Raw genomic sequence first — 18,847 nt, forward strand, 5'->3', positions numbered from 1 at the left:
TCTAGAGTGAAAGTCCCAGAGGTATTAATGGGTGACAAGTGGATGTGATGTTCACCATGAACCATATTTATTTCACCAACCTACGCGGATGCGTAGGTTTTTTTTTGCCTGTCGTTTACTCCCGTTTGAGACATTCTGTCCCTTTCGCTGCGCGCAAATCCCTGCCTGAATCGACCCTTTAGCGTCCGCCGCAGTCATCCCTGTTACGCGATTCACCTTCTCCTCCTGGTTTTCGGCCGCGGTATCGTACCAGTGCTCGTCGTAAAGACGCTTATTCTGGTGGCAATGGGTTGGCTATAGTATTTTGTGCCATTAAATTCGTTTAAAACCCCGCGCAAACGTTGCGCCGATGGTGTGCCAGCGAGGGGGGTTACCTAGGGAGATGGGATGATTTATAACGCACTACGCTGGCTGTTGCGTCGCCTGTACCGTATCGAAATCACCGGGGATGATCGTGTCTTCCGGCAGTCAAAACTCCTGATTACGCCGAATCACGCGTCCTTTATGGACGGCGTGCTGCTGGCCTTGTTCCTGCCTCTGCAAGAAAAACCGATTTTTGCCGTCTACTCCACCATCGCTGACCGTTGGTTTATGCAGTGGACGAAGAAGTTTGTGGATTTTGTGGCGCTGGACCCGACACAGCCAATGGCCATCAAACACCTGATCCGCGTGGTGGAGCAGGGGCGGCCGGTGGTGGTGTTCCCGGAAGGGCGCATCACGGTGACCGGCGCTCTGATGAAAATCTACAGCGGCGCGGCGTTTGTGGCGGCGCGTTCAGGGGCGACCGTCGTCCCGGTGCGTCTGGAAGGACCGGAGTTCACGTTCTTCGGCCGTCTGCGCGGCGTGGTGAGGCGGCGTCTCTTCCCGCAGATCTCCCTGCATTGGCTGCCCGCCGTGAAGCTGCCGATGCCGGATGCCAGTAGTGCGCGTGAGCGCCGTGAGCTGGCGGGCGAGCATCTGCACCGCATCATGATGGAAGCCCGGATGGCGGTGCGACCTCGCCATACGTTATATCAGGCCTTTTTGGCCGCCTGCGGCCGCTATGGTTACGGCTCCTCCAGTATTGAAGACGTCGCCATGCAGGAAGACAGCTACCACGGCCTGCTGAAAAAATCGCTGGGGGTATCGCGGATCCTGCAACGCTTCACGGCAGACAAAGAGCACGTCGGCCTGCTGCTGCCGAACGCGACTGTCACCGCCGCCGCTATTCTGGGCTGCTCCCTGAGCGGCCGTGTCCCGGCGATGCTCAACTACACCGCTGGGACGAAAGGGCTGCAGAGCGCGATTTTGGCGGCCAGCCTCAAAACGATCGTGACCTCGCGCCAGTTTCTTGAAAAAGGCAAGCTGACCCATCTCCCCCAGGAGGTGAAAGACGTTAACTGGGTCTATCTGGAAGATCTGAAGGGGACGGTGACGATCGTCGATAAGCTGTGGATCCTGTTCCATCTGCTCTTCCCCGCGCAGGCGATGGTGCCGCAGGAGCCTGACGATGCTGCGATGATCCTGTTTACTTCGGGTTCTGAGGGGCACCCGAAAGGCGTGGTGCATACGCACAGCAGCCTGCTGGCGAACGTCGAACAGATCCGCACGGTGTCCGACTTCACGCCGCAAGATCGTTTCATGTCCGCGCTGCCGCTGTTTCATGCTTTTGGGCTAACGGTGGGGTTGCTGACGCCGTTGATGACCGGCGCCAAAGTGTTTCTGTATCCCAGTCCTTTGCATTACCGCATCGTGCCGGAGCTGGTGTATGACCGTAATTGCACCGTGCTGTTCGGCACCTCGACCTTCCTGGGCAACTATGCGCGCTATGCGCACCCATACGACTTCACCCGATTGCGTTACGTCGTCGCCGGGGCGGAAAAACTCTCGGATACCACGCGTGATCTGTGGCAGGAACGTTTCGGCATTCGCATTCTGGAAGGTTATGGCGTCACGGAATGCGCGCCTGTGGTTGCGATAAACGTGCCGATGGCGGCCAAACCCCATACCGTCGGACAACTGCTGCCGGAGATGGAAGGACGCCTGATCCCGGTGCCGGGAATTACCGCGGGCGCTCGTTTGCAACTGCGTGGACCGAACGTGATGAAAGGGTATCTCCGCGTCGAACAGCCCGGCGTCCTGGAAGCGCCTGCCGCCGAAAACGCGCAGGGTGAGCGGGAAGACGGCTGGTATGACACCGGCGATATCGTCACACTGGATGAACAGGGTTTCTGCGCCATCGTGGGGCGCGTGAAACGGTTCGCTAAACTGGCGGGCGAAATGGTCTCGCTGGAAAGCGTGGAGCAGTTGGCGTTGCAGGCGTCCCCAAACGCGCAGCACGCGGCCAGCGCGCGTAGCGACAGCAGCAAAGGGGAAGCGCTGGTGCTGTTCACCACCGACGCCGATCTGACGCGTGACCAATTGCAGGTGCAGGCGCGCCAGCACGGCGTCCCAGAGCTGGCGGTGCCGCGTGATATTCGCTATGTGAAGGCGTTGCCGATGTTGGGCAGCGGCAAGCCGGATTTCGTCACGCTGCGTCAGATGGCGGAAGATCAGGAGCGCACCGCATGAACCCGGTCTCAACCCCAACGACGCCGCTGCTTTCACGGGGCATGATCGCCGTGATGGCAGCGCAGTTCTTTTCCGCCTTCGGTGACAATGCGCTGCTGTTCGCGACGTTGGCGCTGGTGAAATCGCTGCTGTATCCCGACTGGAGCCAGCCGTTTCTACAGATGGGATTCGTCGCGGCCTATATCCTGCTGGCGCCGTTTGTCGGCCAGTTCGCGGACAGCTTCTCCAAAGGCCGCGTCATGATGCTGGCGAATGCCTGAAGCTGGCGGGCGCGCTGCTGATTTGCGTGGGCGGCAACCCTTTCCTGGGCTATACGCTGGTCGGTGTTGGCGCGGCGGCGTATTCGCCCGCCAAGTACGGCATTCTGGGCGAAATCAGCCACGGCGATCAGCTGGTGAAGGCCAACGGCCTGATGGAAGCCTCCACCATCGCCGCCATTCTGATCGGTTCGGTCGCGGGCGGTATGCTGGCGGACTGGCATTTGGGCGCGGCGCTAGGCGTCTGTGCGCTGGCCTACGGCATTGCACTGGCGGCTAACCTGCTGATCCCGCGTCTGAACGCGGCGAAAAGCGGCAGTTCATGGCATCCCCGGCAGATGGTGGGCGCTTTCATCCATGCCTGCCGCATGTTGTGGGCGAACGGTGAAACGCGGTTGTCTCTGCTGGGCACCAGCCTGTTCTGGGGCGCGGGCGTGACGCTGCGTTTTCTGTTGGTGCTCTGGGTGCCGCTGGCGCTGGGTATCAGCGACAACTCGACGCCCACGCTGCTGAACGCGATGGTCGCCGTGGGGATCGTCTTCGGCGCGGGGGCGGCCGGGCGTCTGGTGACGCTGAAAACCGTGCGCCGCTGTTTGCCAGCCGGGGTGATGATCGGCGTGATGGTGGTGTTCTTCACGTTGCAGCACAGCCTGTTCGGCGCCTACACCTGCCTGCTGATCCTTGGTGCGCTGGGCGGTTTCTTCATCGTGCCGCTCAATGCGCTGTTGCAGGAAATCGGCAAGGCCAGCGTCGGCGCGGGCAACGCCGTCGCGGTGCAAAACCTGATGGAAAACGGCGCGATGCTGCTGATGCTGGCGCTGTACTCGCTGGTCGTGAAGCTCGGCGTGCCGGTGATGGCGATCGGGATTGGCTTCGGCGCATTGTTCGCGCTGGCGATTGCCGTCCTGTGGGCATGGGGACGCGTTAAGCGTTGATGACGTGCGTGAGGAGTGTGGCGACGTGATGAAGACGGTGGAGTGGCATGACTGGGGCGTCGACGATCTGACGGTACAGACGCTGTATGACGTGCTGCGGCTACGTAATCAGGTGTTTATTGTGGAACAAACCTGCCCGTATCAGGACATCGACGGGCAGGATCTGACGCCGGGCCATCGCCATATCGTCGCCTGCCGACAGGGGCAACTGCTGGCCTATGCGCGTTTATTGGCGCCGACGCCTGAGCGCGACGCGGTCGCCATCGGCCGCGTGATCGTCTCCGCCGAGGCGCGTGGACAGAAGATGGGGCATCAACTGATGGCGCAGGCGCTGTCGGCCTGTGCTCGTCACTGGCCTCAGCGTCCGTGCTATTTGTCGGCGCAGGCGCACCTGCAAGACTTCTACCGTCAGCTGGGTTTTGTCGCCGTCGGCGAGGCCTATGAGGAAGACGGGATACCGCACGTTGATATGTTCCTCGCGTCTCTGCCTTCCGCGGATTGATCATGTTCCCGTTCAGCGCGTGCGTTGCTGAACGGGAAATCCTCTCGTTTTGCCTTTCCTTCCCTTCAGTTATTTCTGCTCGCGAGCCGCAGTGCCGCAGCGGTCGAAGTGAATGCGTACAAACAATAAGTCGGAGAAAATCAGGCGCAGAGGCAAAAACGCCCCGAGCGTGTGGATAACGCTTGGGGCGATGTGCGCCTGGTGCTTTAAGGGTTTAGCTGGCGGTACGGGAGATGGAGCTGCCGAGCTTCTGAACGTCCTGACCAAATCCGCGCGTGGTGTTACAACCGCTCAGGACAGCGGTCATCAACAGTACGGCCGTTAGTATTGTGATGTTTTTCATCGTGGTTTACCTGCTATCTCAGTCTCAGTCCTGTCTGCACTTTGTCATATTCTCGCCTGCGAGTTCAATGCGCTTTATCGCGTCGCCAGCGATTTTTATGCGGCATGACGACGGGCGGCGAATCAGTCGGCGAGAAAGCCTTCCAGCAGCGTATTCAGGAACAGTTTGCCGTGCTCGGTGATCTGCCAGTGGCGGTCGGTTTCGGTCAGAAAACCTCGCGCCAGCGCCGCGTCGATCTGCGGGCGGATCGCCTGCTCCGTCAGTCCAGTATAGTCCGTGAAATCGGCGCGTGGCGCAGGCTCCAGCAACCGGAAGCGGTTCATAAAGAATTCGAACGGACGGTCATTTAACGGCACGTCTGTCGTTTGATGCAGATACTCGCCCCGCATGTAGCCGCGCGGATGGCGGGTTTTGGCGGTGCGCACGATGCGTCCGTCCGCGAACGTCAGCTTGCCGTGCGCGCCGCAACCGATCCCGAGATAGTCGCCGAAGCGCCAATAGTTCAGGTTGTGCTGGCACTGGTAGCCGGGGCGGGCGTAGGCCGAGGTTTCATACTGCTGATAGCCCGCGGCGCTCAACAGCTCATGGCCGGCGCTGAAAATGTCCCAGAGCGCGTCGTCGTCCGGCAGCGTCGGCGGGCGGGAGCCAAACAGCGTGTTGGGTTCGATGGTGAGCTGATACCACGACAGGTGCGGCGGGTTCAGCGCGATAGCCTGACGTAAATCGTCCAGCGCCTCTTCCAGCGACTGCTGCGGCAAGCCGTGCATCAGGTCGAGGTTGAAGCTGCGCAGGCCCAACTGTTCGGCCAGTCGCGCGGCGCGTTTCGCCTCTTCCGGCCCGTGGATGCGGCCCAGACGCTGGAGTTTGTCCGGGCTGAAACTTTGTACGCCGATGGAAATACGATTGATGCCCGCCTGTTGGTAGCCGCTGAAGCGGTCGGCCTCGACGGTGCCGGGGTTGGCCTCCATCGTGACTTCGGCCTCGGGCACCAGTTCCAGTCTGGCGCGCACGCCGTCCATCAACTGCTGCATCGCTTCGGCGCTCAGCAGGCTGGGCGTGCCGCCGCCGATGAAGATCGAATGCAGCGGACGCCCTTGCGCCATCGCTAGATCCGCATCCAGATCGGCCAGCAGGTGATCCACATATTCCCCGTGCGGCACCTCGCCTTTGAGCGCGTGCGAGTTGAAGTCGCAGTACGGACATTTCTGCACGCACCAGGGAATATGGATGTAGAGGCTGAGTGGAGGCAGCTTAAGCATTGCGCAGGGCATCCAGCAATTGGCGAAGCGCTTTACCACGGTGGGAACGGCTCAGCTTTTCGCTGCGGGTCAGTTCTGCGGCGGTGACGCCTGCGTCCGGCACGAGGAAAATCGGGTCATAGCCAAAACCGCCGCCGCCCGCCGGTTCACGGGCGATAGTGCCTGCCAGCTGCCGTGACACACCAGCGGCGTCGGGTCGTCGGCATGCATCAGGAACACCAGCACGCAGTGAAAACGGGCGGTGCGTTGGTCATCCGGCACGTCCTGCAGAGCGTCCAACAGCTTGTTGAGATTCTGCTGGTCGTCGGCGTCTTCGCCCGCATAGCGCGCGGAGTAGATCCCCGGCGCGCCAGCCAGCGCATCCACGGCCAGACCCGAGTCGTCGGCGATGGCGGGTAGCCCGGTGATCCGCGAGGCGTGACGGGCCTTGAGGATGGCGTTTTCAATAAACGTCAGGCCGGTCTCTTCGGCGGAGTCCACGCCCAGATCGGTCTGCGCCACGATGTCCAGCCCGAAATCCGCCAGCAGATCGGCGAGCTCACGCACTTTACCGGCATTGCCGGTGGCTAATACGACTTTTTGCATCAGTTATTCAGTCCTGAGAAGGTGAAGCGATGAGTTCCGCGACGTTGGCGGGGATCGTCTGGGGATCGACGATTTTGATCTGTTTATGCCGACCCAGCTCGCCTTTTTCAATAATCACTTTGCTTTTGGCGACGCGAAACTGCTTGGAGAGAAATTTGACCAGATGCGCGTTGGCCTGACCGTCGACCGGCGGTGCGGTGATCGCCACCTTCAGCTCTTCGCCGTGCAGGCCGACAATCTGGTCGCGGCTGGCTTTCGGCTGTATGTACAGCCGAATCACCAGTTCGTCCCGATCGTAGCTGACTGCACTCACAGCAGGAACCACAGTCCGGGGAACAAATCCATGCCGAGGTAGTTCAGCAGATACAGGATCAGGATGACGACCATCGCGGAGAAGTCGAGGCCGCCCATCGCAGGCAGTATGCGGCGGATCGGCGCCATCAGCGGCTCCGTCAGCTGGTGGAGCAGGTAGTCGACCGGGCTGCGGCCCTGGCTGATCCAGCTCATCAGCGAACGGATGATCACCATCCAGAACACCAGATAACCTGCGGATTTGACCAACGACAGCAGCCCGACCAGCAGATTCATCGGGCTGAGCGACAGCGCGCCGACCTGAATCAGCAGCAGCAGCGGGTATTTCAGGGTCGTCAGCAGAAACGCCAGCAGCAGCGATGCGCTATCGATAGGGCCGAGCGAGGGGATGATGCGGCGCAGCGGTCCGACGATCGGCTGGGTCAGTTTGACCACGAACTGCGACAGCGGATTATAAAAATCGCTGCGCGACCACTGCATCCAGATGCGCAACAGCAGCACCATCACATACAGGTCGATTAGCGTTTTGACTAGAAACGTCAGAGTAAGCATAAATGCAACGGTTCCTTTCGGGTCAGAGGATGAGGTCGTGTGTGGAAAAGGCCACGATTAAAACAGCTTTTCCATTTCTTTGGCGCGAGCGACGGCGGCCTGCATGGCCTCCGACACGGTTTCAGCCAGATGCTGTTCGTTGAATACCCGCAGCGCTTCCGCCGTGGTGCCGCCCTTGGAGGTGACATTTTCACGCAGGGTAGACAAAGCTTTGTCCGGGCTGGCGGCGACCAGCGCGGCGGCGCCGGTGGCGGCCTGCTGAACCAGCTGGCGTGCCGTTTGGGCATCAAATCCCTGACGTTCGGCTTCCCGCTGCATGGCTTCCATAAACAGGAAGAAGTAGGCCGGGGCGCTGCCCGCGGCGGCGATGACGCCGTTAATCTGCGCTTCCTCATCAACCCAGCAGACTTCGCCGACGCTGCTCATCAGGCTGCTGGTAAAGTCGCGGTCAGCCTTGCTCACGTTATCGGGCGCATACAGTCCGCTCATCCCCTGACAGACCAGAGAAGGCGTGTTAGGCATGATCCGGACGATATTCAGCGGCTTGCCCAGCAGCGACTGAAAACGCGCGACGCTGACGCCCGCGGCGATGGACAGCACCAGCTTGTCACTGAAGTCGACGCTCGACGCCAGCGATGAGCACACGTCCGCCATCAGCTGAGGTTTCACCGCCAGCACCACGACGTCGGCCTGTTGCACGCAGTCGACGTTGTCGCCGGAGCTGATGACGCCATACTCTCTGGCCAACGCATCGCGACGCGTCGCCGTCGGGGCGCTCACGGCAATGTGTGTGGCGGGATAGCCGCCGTCGATTAAGCCGGCAATGATGGCCTGCGCCATGTTACCTGCGCCAATAAAGGCAATTTTACGGTGTTCCATCGGATTCTCGCTGTAGTCGGGTGTCTGTTAAGCGTCAGGCGGCGGAATAATCTCTCGCGCCAAAAATCGCCGTGCCAATGCGCACCAGCGTGCTGCCTGCGGCGATAGCCGCTGGCATGTCGTCAGTCATGCCCATGGAAAGGGTATCCACCTGAGGATAGCCGCTCCTGAGTTGCTGAAAAAGATCGGACAGCTGGCGGAAAACGGCGAGCTGTCGCTCATAGTCGCTTTCCGGCGCGGGGATCGCCATCAGGCCGCGCAGGCGCAGGCGGGGCATCGCCGCGACGCTGGCGGCCAGCGCGGGCAAGGCGTCCGCCATCATGCCGGACTTGCTCGCTTCCTGGCTGATATTAACCTGTAGCAGGACATTGAGCGGCGGCAGCCCGTCCGGACGCTGATCGTTCAGGCGCTGCGCAATGCGCAGGCGATCGATAGTGTGGCACCAGTCGAAGTGCTCCGCCACCAGTCGGCTTTTGTTGGACTGCAAAGGACCGATGAAGTGCCATTCCAACGGCATATCGGGCTTCGCGGCGCGGAAATGCAGGATTTTATCGACGCCTTCCTGGACGTAATTTTCGCCGAAGGCGCGCTGTCCGGCTTCGATCGCCGCTTCGATCGCGCTGAGGGGTTTGGTCTTGCTGACGGCCAGCAGCGTGACGTCTTCGGGAAGGCGTCCGCAGCGTTCGGCCGCCGCAGAAATTTGCTGCCTGACGCCCTGTAGATTCTGCTGCACCGTCTGTGTCGTAAGGTTCGTGCTCATAGTCATTCAGGAGGCTTATGTGTGATTTGAAATATCGGTTCGGCAGATAGTGTAAAACAGAATGACCTGGATCTGCACCTTGAAGGGTAACCTGTCCGGCGGACTGAGTTCCCAACTGCATAAAAAAACCCGCGTTTGGAAGAGTTTGGTCTAAGCTAACACCCAGCCAGCTGAACGGGTTCGGCGTCAACCTGCCAGTTTGCTAAGTTCGACAGTTTAAAAGGTGACCGCTATATACATGGAATTTTCAATGAATAAAAAGAAAACAATCGCGACCGTCGGCGTCGCCTTGCTCCTTCCCTTCATGCTGATTCAGCCCGCGCCGCCGCTCCTTCGTCCCCCCCTATCGGCAAGATTTGCAAAGCGACCACCTCGTTAATTTTTGGACGTAGTACCCAGATCATGAACCTTGACGCCGTCGAAAATGGTATCGCCTATGTGCATTACTTCCGACCGGGCGACCGCTCTCGCTGGGCGATCAAATGCAAACTGGCGGACAACCGCGTGCTGTGGGCCAGTAACAATCCCGATAGCATTGGACGCTGGCGCAACGACCCCGCCGATGAAATTATCACTTATCGCATTCATGGCGATGCGCTCGACATCAGCGAAACCTACTCCGATGGCTCTCAGGAACAACAGTCTTATTCTCTGAGCGCGCTGTAACGCCGAAAATCGCTCGCCTTTCCGGACGGGGCCAGCCCGCCCGGAACGCGGGATTAAGCGTAGTCGATGCGCTCGGGCGTACGACGCATGATCACCTTACCGTGGCGTATGGACACCAGCGCTTTGGCCTGACGACGCACGGCCTCGTAATCATTTTCCGCATCCAGAATCAGCAGATTGGCGGGTCGGCCGACGACCAGACCGTAATTTTCTCCCAGATGCATCGCTTTAGCGCTGTTATCGGTCACGAAGTCCAGGCAGCGCTGTAGATCTTTGTAGCCCATCATGTGACAGATATGCAGACCGGCATCCAGCACTCGCAGCAAATTGCCGTTGCCCAGCGGATACCACGGGTCTTTGATGGAGTCCTGCCCGAAACAGACGTTCATCCCTGCGCGGTCCAGTTCGGCGACGCGGGTGATGCCGCGCCGTTTTGGGAAGGTGTCGAAGCGGCCTTGCAGGTGAATGCTTTCCGTCGGGCAGGAGACAAAGCTGATGCCGGAACGTTTGAGCAGGCGAAACAGCTTGGAGCAGTAGGCGTTATCGTAGGAGCCATCGCCACCGTATGGCTGGCGGTGACGCGATCGCCCATACCGCGCACGCGCGCTTCTTCGGCCAGCACTTCCAGAAAGCGTGACTGAGGATCGTCGGTCTCATCGCAGTGAACATCCACCAGACATCCGCGACGCTCCGCCAGATCCATCAGAAACTTCACTGAGCTTACGCCCTGTTCGCGGGTGTTTTCGAAGTGCGGGATCCCGCCTACGACGTCGGCGCCCAGGTCGATCGCCTGTTCCATCAGTTTGAGGCCATCGGGGAACGACTCGATTCCTTCCTGCGGAAACGCGACGATCTGCAAATCGATCAGATCGCGCGCTTCCTCTTTGACTTCCAGCATGGTCTTCAAAGCGCCCAACGTAGGGTCGGTCACGTCGATGTGGGTGCGAACATGCTGGATGCCGTGATCCCGCAGCAGGCCGATGGTGCTGTGCGCCCGGCACTTGGTGTCTTCGTGGGTGATGGTGGCTTTGCGCTGGCTCCAGCGCTCAATGCCTTCAAACAGCGTACCGCTCATGTTCCACTCCGGTTCGCCGGCGGTCAGCGTCGCATCGAGGTGAATGTGCGGCTCGACCAGCGGCGGGATCACCAGACGCTCGCCCGCATCGATGTCCTTGGGCGCCGCCGTCAGCGGACCGCTTTGCGGCTCGATAGCGGCGATCAGGCCGTCGTGAAAGCTCAGCGTGTAGAGGCCCGGCTGATGGCGAAGGGCGGCATTGATAATCTTCATAACAACTCCTGTTGTTGTGCATTGGACATACGCCAGACCAGCAAAGCGACCGACGCATTCAAGCGAAACTGGGGATCGCTCAACGCGTTCCCCGACTGTTGTTCGATGCGCTGCAAACGCTGGTGCAGCGTGTTGCGATGGATATGCAGCCGCTCGGCGGCTTTGATCAGATTGCCGTTTTCCTGTAGCACGGCGTCGAGCGTCTCCACCAGCTGATGCGGATGTTTGCGGTGCGGCTCGAATAGCATCCCCAGCGTTTCCTTCATGAACTGCGTGACCAGCTCGGGCTCTTTGACGGCGGTCAGCAGTTTAAGCACGCCCAGCTCACTATAGTCGCACTGGCCCTTGTCCGGCTGCATGCTCTCCGTGACATCCAGCGCGCGCCGCGCTTCGATCAGTCCCTGCCGGTAGTGCGCCGCCGAGATCACCGGAGATGAGATGCCGCTGAACAGGCGCAGGGGACGGATCTGAGCGTCGATCGTTTGCTGAAGGTGTTGCAGCCGCTGTTTGCTGCGCCGGAATGACTGATCGTCATCGGACAGCAGCAGAATAAACAGTTCACCCAGGACGATCAGCGGCAGTCCGTGGTCGTGGCTGGCCAGATCCGCCTCCAGCTGCTGTTGGATCTGCTGGCGGGCCGACTGCAACTGCGTTTCGGCCGCCACGGGATCGCACGCATTGAACAACGCTTGAGTGCCGCTCAGCCGCAGCGCGGCGATCCGACGCGGCTGCTCCAGCGCGAGGTGGAGATGACTGGCGCGCTGGCTGGCGATCGCCAGGCTCGGATACTCGCCGGTCAGCAGCTGGATCAAAATGTCTCTTTGAGATCGCAGCGTCGCTTCTCGCTGGACCAGCGCGGTGCCGACCCACTGGGTGACGATCACCATCTTCAGCGAATAGGGCTGCTCTATCAATGGAATGCCCAGCGTGTCCGCGAGCGCGATAACGGCGTCGGGGATCGCATGAATAAACGCTTCTCCGGTGAGGATCACCATGCCCGCGATACCGTGCTGGTGTCCTTCACGCAGTAGCTGCAACAGGTTTTCTTCGTTGCGCGGGTGGTTGATCCCGGTGACGAAGACCAGCTCTCCCCCCATGATCCACTCGGCGATCCCTTCATTTTCCGCCACGTAGTACCAGCGCACCGCGCGATGAATATTGTGCGCGCCGCCGCGTAGCTGCAATGGCTCCAGCCCCGGCAGCGACAGAATTTCACTGATGGTCAAACTCATGGCAGCTCCTCGCGTTGCGTCAGGGGCGCGCGGCGTCCGCTCAACAGCGTGAAGAGCATGTACAGGCTGGCGGAGGCCGCGATGCCGACCAGCGGAAAGGCGACGCCCAGCTTGCCGCCCGCGAACATCGTTGCCGTAAAAAACGTACAGCTGAACAATACCATTGAGATCGAGAGCAACCCTTTGCGCTGATTTTTGGGTGTTTCACTCAAGGGAAACTCATTCCGTTCTGACATGGCGGTGGCCTCTGTTTAACGTAGGGAAGGGGAATACCTGAGTTAACAGAGCAATTAACGTGCCCGTTTTTTGATTCGGAGAAAGTAGGCGGTGGATACGTCAAGTATTGTGCAGTTTGCCCGGTTTTTGCGTCTTTATTTCCCGTAACCGCTCTATGATTGTGCGTTTTGCCCGATAGTTGCACTGATATCGACAGGCGTGTCGTGAGGACTCGAGGGGCGTTGCGATGGAATGAGTGAGGGCGGGGCGATAAAAGGTCGCCGCCGCGAATACGGCGACGACGGTCGGGGATCAGGGCAGTAGCGGGAGCTTATCGCCGATGCGGAACATCGCCATCGCGTCCACCAAGTGGCGGGATTGCGCTTCCAGCGATTCGGTCGTCGTGGCGGAAGCTTTCACCAGCGCGGCGTTCTGCTGAGCGACCTTGTCTATCTGAGTAAAGGCGATATTCACCTGCTCGATGCCGTGGTGCTGCTCTTGAGACGCATAGGAGATTTCCTTCATCAGGCTGGTGATGCGGTTGATCTCGCCGGATACCTCGTCCATGGTCTCGCCCGCCTGTGAGGCCAGCGTCAGCCCCTCGGTCACGTGGGTTTGCGAATCCATGATCAGCGTTCGAATTTCCTTGGCGGCCTGTCCGCTGTGCTGGGCCAGATTTCGGACCTCGCTCGCCACTACCGCGAACCCTTTGCCCTGTTCTCCGGCGCGAGCCGCTTCCACCGCCGCGTTCAGCGCCAGAATGTTGGTCTGAAATGCAATGCCGTCGATGACGCCGAGGATGTCGCTGATGCGTTTGGCGCTGTTGGCGATTTCCTGCATTTTCTCAATGACGTAGCACACCGATTCGTTGCCCCGGTCGGTGGTGTCCGAGACTTTATCGGTTAACTGATGCGCCAGCGTGGCGTTGTCGGCGTTGTGTTTGACCGTCGCGCTGAGCTGTTCCAGGCTGGCTGCGGTCTGCTCGAGTGCGGCCACTGAGGCTTCGGTACGCTCTTCGAGGTGGCGGTTGCCGGACGTGAGTTCATGGCTGCCGCGGTCAATGTGAGTACTGGCGTCTCGCACTTGTTCGACCGACGCCAGCAGCGCGAGCTGCATGCGCTCAATGGCGTCGCTCAGTCGGCCCAGCTCATTATCGCCGCCCGCCGGAATCCGCTGCGTCAGATCGCCCGCCGCCACCTGTTCCAACTGGTCAACCGCCCGGTCGAGCGGCTTAAGCAGCATATGCCGCAGCGCCATCCATCCAAGAAACACCAGCAGCAGCGATAGCAGGCCCGCTACGCTAATCAGCAACAGCATGACGCGTTCGTTATGTTCGGCGTCCTGAATACGGTCAACCGCCTGCTGCTGCGCATAGGTTCGAAACGCTTGAATCGCGCTGTCGAACGCCATCGACAGCGGCGTCAGATTGCTTTCCAACAGCGTGTAGTACTCGTCCGTATACTGTTTTTGCAGCGATTCCACCATCGGGTTGAGGCCCTGTTCCAGATAGCGTTGATAGGATGTCGCGACGTTCTTCGCCAGCGTGAGTCCTTCCTCCGCCGCATTGTCGGTCTGGGAAAACTGCTGGATAACGTTTGTGGCGCTTTGGACCTCGCGGGTCAGGCGTTCGGTTTCCTGCGCGCCGATATCGAGCAGCCCCATCTCGATTTTCCGGACGGCCAGCGTGGCCGAGGCTCTCGCCTGCAGCGTGAGGTTATAGCCGCTCATCAGGCCGCCTAGCTGTAGGCCCTGAATGTGATTTAGCGCGCCGAGCGATTGTCGGCTTTGATTAATGGCGTGAATGCCCATACCGCTGACGATAAGCAGCAGCAGGGTGATAAGCGTTAACAACGATAAAAGACCGGTACGAATGGAGAGGTTCTTCAAACGCATGATGTCGATTCCCTGTGTGTAGAAAAATCACGGGCGGCATCACTGCAACGCCGCCGGACGTTGCCTGCTATAAATAAGAATCTGTCCCTGACTGACCCTGTTGAATCTGGGCAGTGCTCGGTACCCTGACGTACCCTCTGTACGCTCAGGTGGGTGCGCACTGTTCGTGTTCGAACGAGGTGTACTCATGGGATAAGGCCACAAGAAGAGTGGAATCAGAACATATCAGAAGAGCGATGAGGGCAGGAAACAGGATTCCCTTATCTTATGGCGGAGCCAAAAGAGGGCAAAATGAAGTGAAATTGTCGTTAAACGTTAAATAATTGGCCTGATGTTTGCCGCTGGTTTATTATCTGCTGATAAAAAATGAGCATGTAGTGTGAGATGCCGTTTACGATTGTGTGGTTGCGTAGCACGGCGGGGAACCTGAAAGCACGGGGCGGCTTCCTCAGCGACACCCGAAAATGTCCCCAGAGGTGAATGTGCAGTTAACACGTTTTACGGATTATGGCCTGCGAGCGCTGATCTATCTGGCGTCGTTGCCGGAAGGAAAAATGACCAGTATTACCGAGGTGACCGACGTTTACGGCCTCTCACGCAATCATATGGTCAAAATTATCAATCAACTGAGCCGCGCCGGGCTGATTAACGCGGTCCGTGGAAAAAATGGCGGCATCCGACTGGGCCGGGACCCGGCTACCATCCGCCTCAGCGACGTATTGCGAGAACTGGAGCCGCTGACCTTGGTCAACTGCGATCGCGATGCGTGTCACATAACTTCCGCCTGCCGTCTCAAGCAGGCCCTTCATCAGGCAGTGCAGAGTTTCCTGCAGGAGCTGGACAGTTACACGCTGGCTGATATGGTGAAAGAAAATCCGCCGCTATACCAATTACTTCTGGTTGAATAAGCAATCCGTTCAGCCACCTGCCGATGACAACGGAGGAAACTTAATGTCACAAGACCCATTTCTCGAACGAGAAGCAGAAAAGTACGAATCACCGATTCCTAGCCGAGAATACATTCTGGCGCACCTCGCCAAGCGAGATACCCCTATCAGTCGTGAAGAACTGGCCAAAGATCTGGAACTGACGTCTGACGAACAACAAGAAGCGCTGCGTCGCCGCCTGAGAGCGATGGAGCGTGACGGCCAGCTGGTCTTCACCCGCCGTAAATGCTACGCCCTGCCTGAAAAACTGGATTTGCTTCGCGGTACGGTCATGGGCCATCGCGACGGCTTCGGTTTCCTGCGCGTCGAGGGTCGCAAGGACGACCTGTACCTGTCTGCCGAACAGATGAAAACAACGATACACGGCGACGTCGTACTGGCCCAGCCCCTCGGCGAAGATCGTAAAGGCCGCAGAGAAGGACGTATCGTCCGCGTTCTTGAGCCGCGGACTAGCCAGATCGTCGGCCGTTACTTTACCGAAGCCGGTACGGGCTTCGTGGTGCCGGACGACAGTCGTCTGAGCTTCGATATCCTGATCCCGCCTGAGGCGGTATCCACCGCCCGTATGGGATCGGTCGTGGTGGTCGAGCTGACGCAGCGCGCCACGCGTCGCTCCAAGGCGATCGGTAAGATTGTGGAAGTGCTGGGCGACAACATGGGGACCGGGCTGGCGGTGGATATCGCGCTGCGCACCCATGATATTCCGCACGCCTGGCCGCCCGAAGTGGAAGAACAGGTCGGCGAATACAGCAGCGAAGTGCCTGAGAGCGCCAAACAGGGTCGCATCGATTTGCGTCAGCTGCCGTTAGTCACCATTGATGGCGAAGACGCCCGTGACTTCGATGATGCCGTTTTCTGCCAGAAGAAACGCGGCGGCGGCTGGCGTCTTTGGGTGGCGATTGCGGACGTAAGCTACTATGTACGCCCGGAGACGCCGCTTGATACCGAAGCGCGCGCCCGCGGCACGTCGGTTTACTTCCCGTCTCAGGTTGTGCCGATGCTGCCGGAAGCGCTTTCCAACGGCCTGTGCTCCCTGAACCCGCAGGTGGATCGTCTGTGCATGGTGTGCGAGATGACCATCTCCGCGCAGGGACGTCTCTCTTCCTACAAATTCTACGAAGCGGTGATGAGCTCTCACGCGCGTCTCACCTATACCAAGGTGTGGAACATTCTGCAGGGCGACAAAGCGCTGCGCGCGCATTACCAGCCGCTGGTCGGCGCGCTGGAAGAGTTGCACGAGATGTACAAAGTGCTGGATAAAGCCCGTGAACAACGAGGCGGCATCGCGTTTGAAACGGAAGAGGCGAAGTTTATCTTCAACGCCGATCGCCGTATCGATCGCGTGGAAGCCGTGGTGCGTAACGATGCGCACAAGCTGATTGAAGAGTGCATGATCCTGGCGAATATCGCGGCGGCCAAGTTCGTTGAGAAACACGAAGAGCCTGCGCTGTTCCGCGTCCACGATCGTCCTACCGAAGACCACGTTCTGGCGCTGCGCAGCGTGCTGGGCGAGCTGGGCCTGACGCTGAAAGGCGGTATGAAGCCACAGCCTCAGGACTATGCGGAGCTGATGACGCAGCTGGCCGACCGTCCGGACCGCGACATGTTGCAGACCATGCTGCTGCGTTCGATGAAGCAGGCGGTTTACGATCCGGAAAACCGCGGCCACTTCGGGCTGGCGCTGACTTCTTATGCGCACTTCACCTCGCCGATCCGCCGCTATCCCGATCTCTCGTTGCACCGGGCGATCAAATATCTGTTGAGCGACCGTAAAGCGCGTTCCACCGCGACCGGCGGCTGGCATAGCGATATGGCGGAATGCCTGCAACTGGGTCAGCACTGTTCCATGACGGAACGCCGTGCGGATGAAGCGACGCGTGACGTGGCCGACTGGCTGAAATGCGACTTCATGCAGGATCATGTGGGCGAAGTCTTCACCGGCGTGATCTCCAGCGTTACCGGGTTCGGCTTCTTCGTCCGTCTCAACGACCTGTTTATCGATGGGCTGGTGCACGTTTCGTCGCTGGATAACGACTACTATCGCTATGATAATATCGGCCAGCGTCTGATTGGCGAATCACGCGGTCAGGTTTACCGCTTGGGCGACGTAGTCGAAATCCGCGTCGAAGCGGTGCATATGGACGAGCGCAATATCGACTTCGCACTGGTCTCTTCCACGCGCAAAGTGCGCGGTGAAGGAAAAACGGCGCGTGACCGGATGAAGCAGGGCGACGGGAAAGACAATAAATCCCCTCGTCGTCGTAAGCCTGCCAACAAGCACGTCAACTTTGAGCCGGACAGCGCGTTCCGCAACGATAACGACGGCGTCAAGAAAGCTGACGGCGGGAAAAAAGCGCCGTCCAGAGCCAAAAAGAACGTGCAGAAAACGCGTAAGATCGCCGCCGCCACCAAGGCCAAACGCGCAGGCAAAAAGCCCGCCGCGGAATAGGTCTGACGCCTGGCGATCAGCGCAGCGTCGGCGAGGGGAAACTTGGCTGATGGGCGTGTCGTCAGGCGCAGCGAAGCGTCTCCATTATCAACATCGCGGGCGGTTTACCGCCCGTTATATCTGTCAAAAGAGTATCAATGAGCGAAATTATTTACGGTATCCACGCGGTTAAAGCCCTGTTGGAGCGCGACCCACAGCGTTTTCTCGAAGTCTTCATTCTGAAAGGTCGGGAAGACCGTCGTCTGCAGCCGGTTGTCGCCGAGCTGGAATCCAACGGCATCGCCGTGCAGGTCGCCAACCGCCAGTGGCTCGACAGCAAAGTCGAGGGTGCCGTACATCAGGGGATCATCGCCAACGTTAAGCCGGGGCGACAGTTTCAGGAAAACGATCTGCCTGAGCTGCTGGCTGCCCACGAAGCACCGTTCCTGCTGGTGCTGGACGGCGTGACCGACCCCCATAATCTGGGCGCTTGCCTGCGTAGCGCAGATGCCGCGGGCGTGAACGCGGTGATTGTTCCGCGCGACCGTTCCGCACAGCTGAACGCCACGGCGAAGAAAGTCGCCTGCGGCGCAGCGGAAAGCGTGCCGCTGATTCGCGTGACCAATCTGGCGCGTACGCTGCGTTTGCTGCAAGAGCACAACGTGTGGATTGTGGGAACGGCGGGCGAGGCTGACCATACGCTGTATCAAAGCAAGCTGACCGGCCCAATGGCGCTGGTAATGGGGGCGGAAGGTGAAGGAATGCGTCGATTGACGCGCGAGCATTGCGATGAGCTGATCAGCATTCCGATGGCGGGCAGCGTCTCTTCGCTGAACGTGTCGGTCGCCACCGGCGTATGCCTGTTCGAAGCGGTGCGCCAGCGCAGCTAAGACGGGGTGTGATGGCGGGAGCAAGCTGGCTCCCGCTGGATGATTCGCTTATTTGGCGGCGGTCGACGAGGCTTTGGCCGCGATGCGCTGTTCTACCGCGTTACACCACAGTACAGAGGTTTTGTTCGGCCAGGATTTCGCCGCCAGCTTACTCTCTACGGCCTGTTGCCAGGTCGTCGAACCAATCTGCACGCTGATTTGCGATTGGCCGAGGATATTCAGTTCGGACTCTACCCATAAATTCCATTCCAGGCTGCGGCAGGGCGCGGTGGCTGCCGTGGCGGAACCCGCACTGAACAGCAGAACGGCGATGGCCAATATTTTCTTCATTACATCCTCTCAATCGGGTGGTT

General features: G+C 59.5%; 15 protein-coding genes and 4 pseudogenes. 7 read left to right on the plus strand and 12 right to left on the minus strand.

All coding sequences use genetic code 11. From position 1 onward, the window contains the following. Nucleotides 1–387 precede the first annotated feature (387 nt). The 3 genes and pseudogenes from aas to AU509_RS11765 all read left to right on the plus strand — a co-directional run bounded on the left by aas (nt 388) and on the right by AU509_RS11765 (nt 4,244). The gene (gene aas / locus AU509_RS11755; protein ID WP_094118409.1) at nt 388–2,550 is read left to right on the plus strand and encodes a bifunctional acyl-ACP--phospholipid O-acyltransferase/long-chain-fatty-acid--ACP ligase; all 2,163 of its coding nucleotides are present in this window, start codon (nt 388–390) and stop codon (nt 2,548–2,550) included. Continuing rightward, nucleotides 2,547–3,742 (plus strand): annotated as a pseudogene (lplT, locus tag AU509_RS11760) (lysophospholipid transporter LplT). Before aas ends, lplT begins: the two are co-directional and overlap by 4 nt. Before the next feature lie 28 nt (nt 3,743–3,770). Then, entirely contained in the window at nt 3,771–4,244 is a 474-nt protein-coding gene (locus AU509_RS11765; RefSeq protein WP_085651109.1) for a GNAT family N-acetyltransferase, read from the plus strand. 214 nt (nt 4,245–4,458) lie between these two features. Here the strand turns inward: AU509_RS11765 and AU509_RS11770 are convergent, their stop codons facing one another. The 7 genes and pseudogenes from AU509_RS11770 to AU509_RS11800 all read right to left on the minus strand — a co-directional run bounded on the left by AU509_RS11770 (nt 4,459) and on the right by AU509_RS11800 (nt 8,940). Continuing rightward, nucleotides 4,459–4,587, minus strand: coding sequence for an entericidin A/B family lipoprotein (locus AU509_RS11770; protein WP_085651110.1), 129 nt, complete (start codon nt 4,585–4,587; stop codon nt 4,459–4,461). Between the two features lie 122 nt (nt 4,588–4,709). After that, nucleotides 4,710–5,846, minus strand: a complete 1,137-nt coding sequence (hemW, locus tag AU509_RS11775) for a radical SAM family heme chaperone HemW (protein ID WP_094118410.1) — start codon at nt 5,844–5,846, stop codon at nt 4,710–4,712. After that, a pseudogene (rdgB, locus tag AU509_RS11780) lies at nt 5,839–6,431 on the minus strand (RdgB/HAM1 family non-canonical purine NTP pyrophosphatase). The gene hemW and the pseudogene rdgB overlap by 8 nt, the downstream one beginning before the upstream one ends. Before the next feature lie 7 nt (nt 6,432–6,438). Then, complete coding sequence (gene yggU, locus AU509_RS11785) at nt 6,439–6,744, minus strand: DUF167 family protein YggU (protein ID WP_085651113.1); 306 nt, start codon at nt 6,742–6,744, stop codon at nt 6,439–6,441. Beyond that, nucleotides 6,741–7,295 carry a YggT family protein gene (locus AU509_RS11790; protein WP_085651114.1) on the minus strand — a complete coding sequence of 185 codons (555 nt, stop codon included), beginning with the start codon at nt 7,293–7,295 and terminating at the stop codon, nt 6,741–6,743. The genes yggU and AU509_RS11790 overlap by 4 nt, the downstream gene beginning before the upstream one ends. Nucleotides 7,296–7,352: 57 nt before the next feature. After that, the gene (proC, locus tag AU509_RS11795; RefSeq protein WP_085651115.1) at nt 7,353–8,174 is read right to left on the minus strand and encodes a pyrroline-5-carboxylate reductase; all 822 of its coding nucleotides are present in this window, start codon (nt 8,172–8,174) and stop codon (nt 7,353–7,355) included. Nucleotides 8,175–8,208: 34 nt separating this feature from the next. Beyond that, the gene (locus AU509_RS11800) at nt 8,209–8,940 is read right to left on the minus strand and encodes a YggS family pyridoxal phosphate-dependent enzyme (protein ID WP_094118411.1); all 732 of its coding nucleotides are present in this window, start codon (nt 8,938–8,940) and stop codon (nt 8,209–8,211) included. Between the two features lie 339 nt (nt 8,941–9,279). Between AU509_RS11800 and AU509_RS11805 the strand changes: the two genes are divergently transcribed. After that, nucleotides 9,280–9,600, plus strand: a complete 321-nt coding sequence (locus AU509_RS11805) for a hypothetical protein (RefSeq protein ID WP_094118412.1) — start codon at nt 9,280–9,282, stop codon at nt 9,598–9,600. 53 nt (nt 9,601–9,653) lie between these two features. Here AU509_RS11805 and codA read toward each other — a convergent pair. The 4 genes and pseudogenes from codA to AU509_RS11825 form a co-directional block, all read right to left on the minus strand. Beyond that, nucleotides 9,654–10,888, minus strand: a pseudogene (gene codA, locus AU509_RS11810) (cytosine deaminase). Further along, nucleotides 10,885–12,120, minus strand: coding sequence for a PucR family transcriptional regulator (locus AU509_RS11815; protein WP_094118413.1), 1,236 nt, complete (start codon nt 12,118–12,120; stop codon nt 10,885–10,887). The pseudogene codA and the gene AU509_RS11815 overlap by 4 nt, the downstream one beginning before the upstream one ends. An 80-nt stretch (nt 12,121–12,200) precedes the next feature. Continuing rightward, nucleotides 12,201–12,356: pseudogene (locus AU509_RS17840) on the minus strand (cytosine permease); the annotation flags it as partial. A 292-nt stretch (nt 12,357–12,648) separates the two neighbouring features. Beyond that, a complete protein-coding gene (locus AU509_RS11825) occupies nt 12,649–14,229 on the minus strand; it encodes a methyl-accepting chemotaxis protein (protein ID WP_094118415.1) in 1,581 nt (526 codons plus the stop codon). A gap of 482 nt (nt 14,230–14,711) precedes the next feature. On the opposite strand from AU509_RS11825, the gene nsrR reads away from it, so the two are divergent. The 3 genes from nsrR (at nt 14,712) to rlmB (ending at nt 18,494) form a co-directional block, all read left to right on the plus strand. Next, entirely contained in the window at nt 14,712–15,137 is a 426-nt protein-coding gene (gene nsrR, locus AU509_RS11830; RefSeq protein WP_100053524.1) for a nitric oxide-sensing transcriptional repressor NsrR, read from the plus strand. Between the two features lie 43 nt (nt 15,138–15,180). Next, nucleotides 15,181–17,625, plus strand: a complete 2,445-nt coding sequence (gene rnr / locus AU509_RS11835) for a ribonuclease R (protein ID WP_094118417.1) — start codon at nt 15,181–15,183, stop codon at nt 17,623–17,625. Nucleotides 17,626–17,762: 137 nt separating this feature from the next. Beyond that, nucleotides 17,763–18,494 carry a 23S rRNA (guanosine(2251)-2'-O)-methyltransferase RlmB gene (gene rlmB / locus AU509_RS11840; protein ID WP_085651123.1) on the plus strand — a complete coding sequence of 244 codons (732 nt, stop codon included), beginning with the start codon at nt 17,763–17,765 and terminating at the stop codon, nt 18,492–18,494. A 48-nt stretch (nt 18,495–18,542) separates the two neighbouring features. Here rlmB and AU509_RS11845 read toward each other — a convergent pair whose 3' ends face one another. Continuing rightward, complete coding sequence (locus AU509_RS11845) at nt 18,543–18,824, minus strand: hypothetical protein (RefSeq protein ID WP_085651124.1); 282 nt, start codon at nt 18,822–18,824, stop codon at nt 18,543–18,545. Between the last annotated feature and the right edge of the window lie 23 nt (nt 18,825–18,847).

The sequence above is a fragment of the Lonsdalea britannica genome, from assembly GCF_002111595.1.
Taxonomy (GTDB): Bacteria; Pseudomonadota; Gammaproteobacteria; order Enterobacterales; family Enterobacteriaceae; genus Lonsdalea; species Lonsdalea britannica.

Bases quoted from the DNA above. Each gene is read 5' to 3' on its own strand.
- aas (WP_094118409.1), top strand. From the start codon at position 388: ATGATTTATAACGCACTACGCTGGCTGTTGCGTCGCCTGTACCGTATC.
- AU509_RS11765 (WP_085651109.1), top strand. From the start codon at position 3,771: ATGAAGACGGTGGAGTGGCATGACTGGGGCGTCGACGATCTGACGGTA.
- AU509_RS11770 (WP_085651110.1), bottom strand. From the start codon at position 4,587: ATGAAAAACATCACAATACTAACGGCCGTACTGTTGATGACCGCTGTC.
- hemW (WP_094118410.1), bottom strand. From the start codon at position 5,846: ATGCTTAAGCTGCCTCCACTCAGCCTCTACATCCATATTCCCTGGTGC.
- AU509_RS11790 (WP_085651114.1), bottom strand. From the start codon at position 7,295: ATGCTTACTCTGACGTTTCTAGTCAAAACGCTAATCGACCTGTATGTG.
- proC (WP_085651115.1), bottom strand. From the start codon at position 8,174: ATGGAACACCGTAAAATTGCCTTTATTGGCGCAGGTAACATGGCGCAG.
- AU509_RS11800 (WP_094118411.1), bottom strand. From the start codon at position 8,940: ATGACTATGAGCACGAACCTTACGACACAGACGGTGCAGCAGAATCTA.
- AU509_RS11815 (WP_094118413.1), bottom strand. From the start codon at position 12,120: ATGAGTTTGACCATCAGTGAAATTCTGTCGCTGCCGGGGCTGGAGCCA.
- AU509_RS11825 (WP_094118415.1), bottom strand. From the start codon at position 14,229: ATGCGTTTGAAGAACCTCTCCATTCGTACCGGTCTTTTATCGTTGTTA.
- rnr (WP_094118417.1), top strand. From the start codon at position 15,181: ATGTCACAAGACCCATTTCTCGAACGAGAAGCAGAAAAGTACGAATCA.
- rlmB (WP_085651123.1), top strand. From the start codon at position 17,763: ATGAGCGAAATTATTTACGGTATCCACGCGGTTAAAGCCCTGTTGGAG.
- AU509_RS11845 (WP_085651124.1), bottom strand. From the start codon at position 18,824: ATGAAGAAAATATTGGCCATCGCCGTTCTGCTGTTCAGTGCGGGTTCC.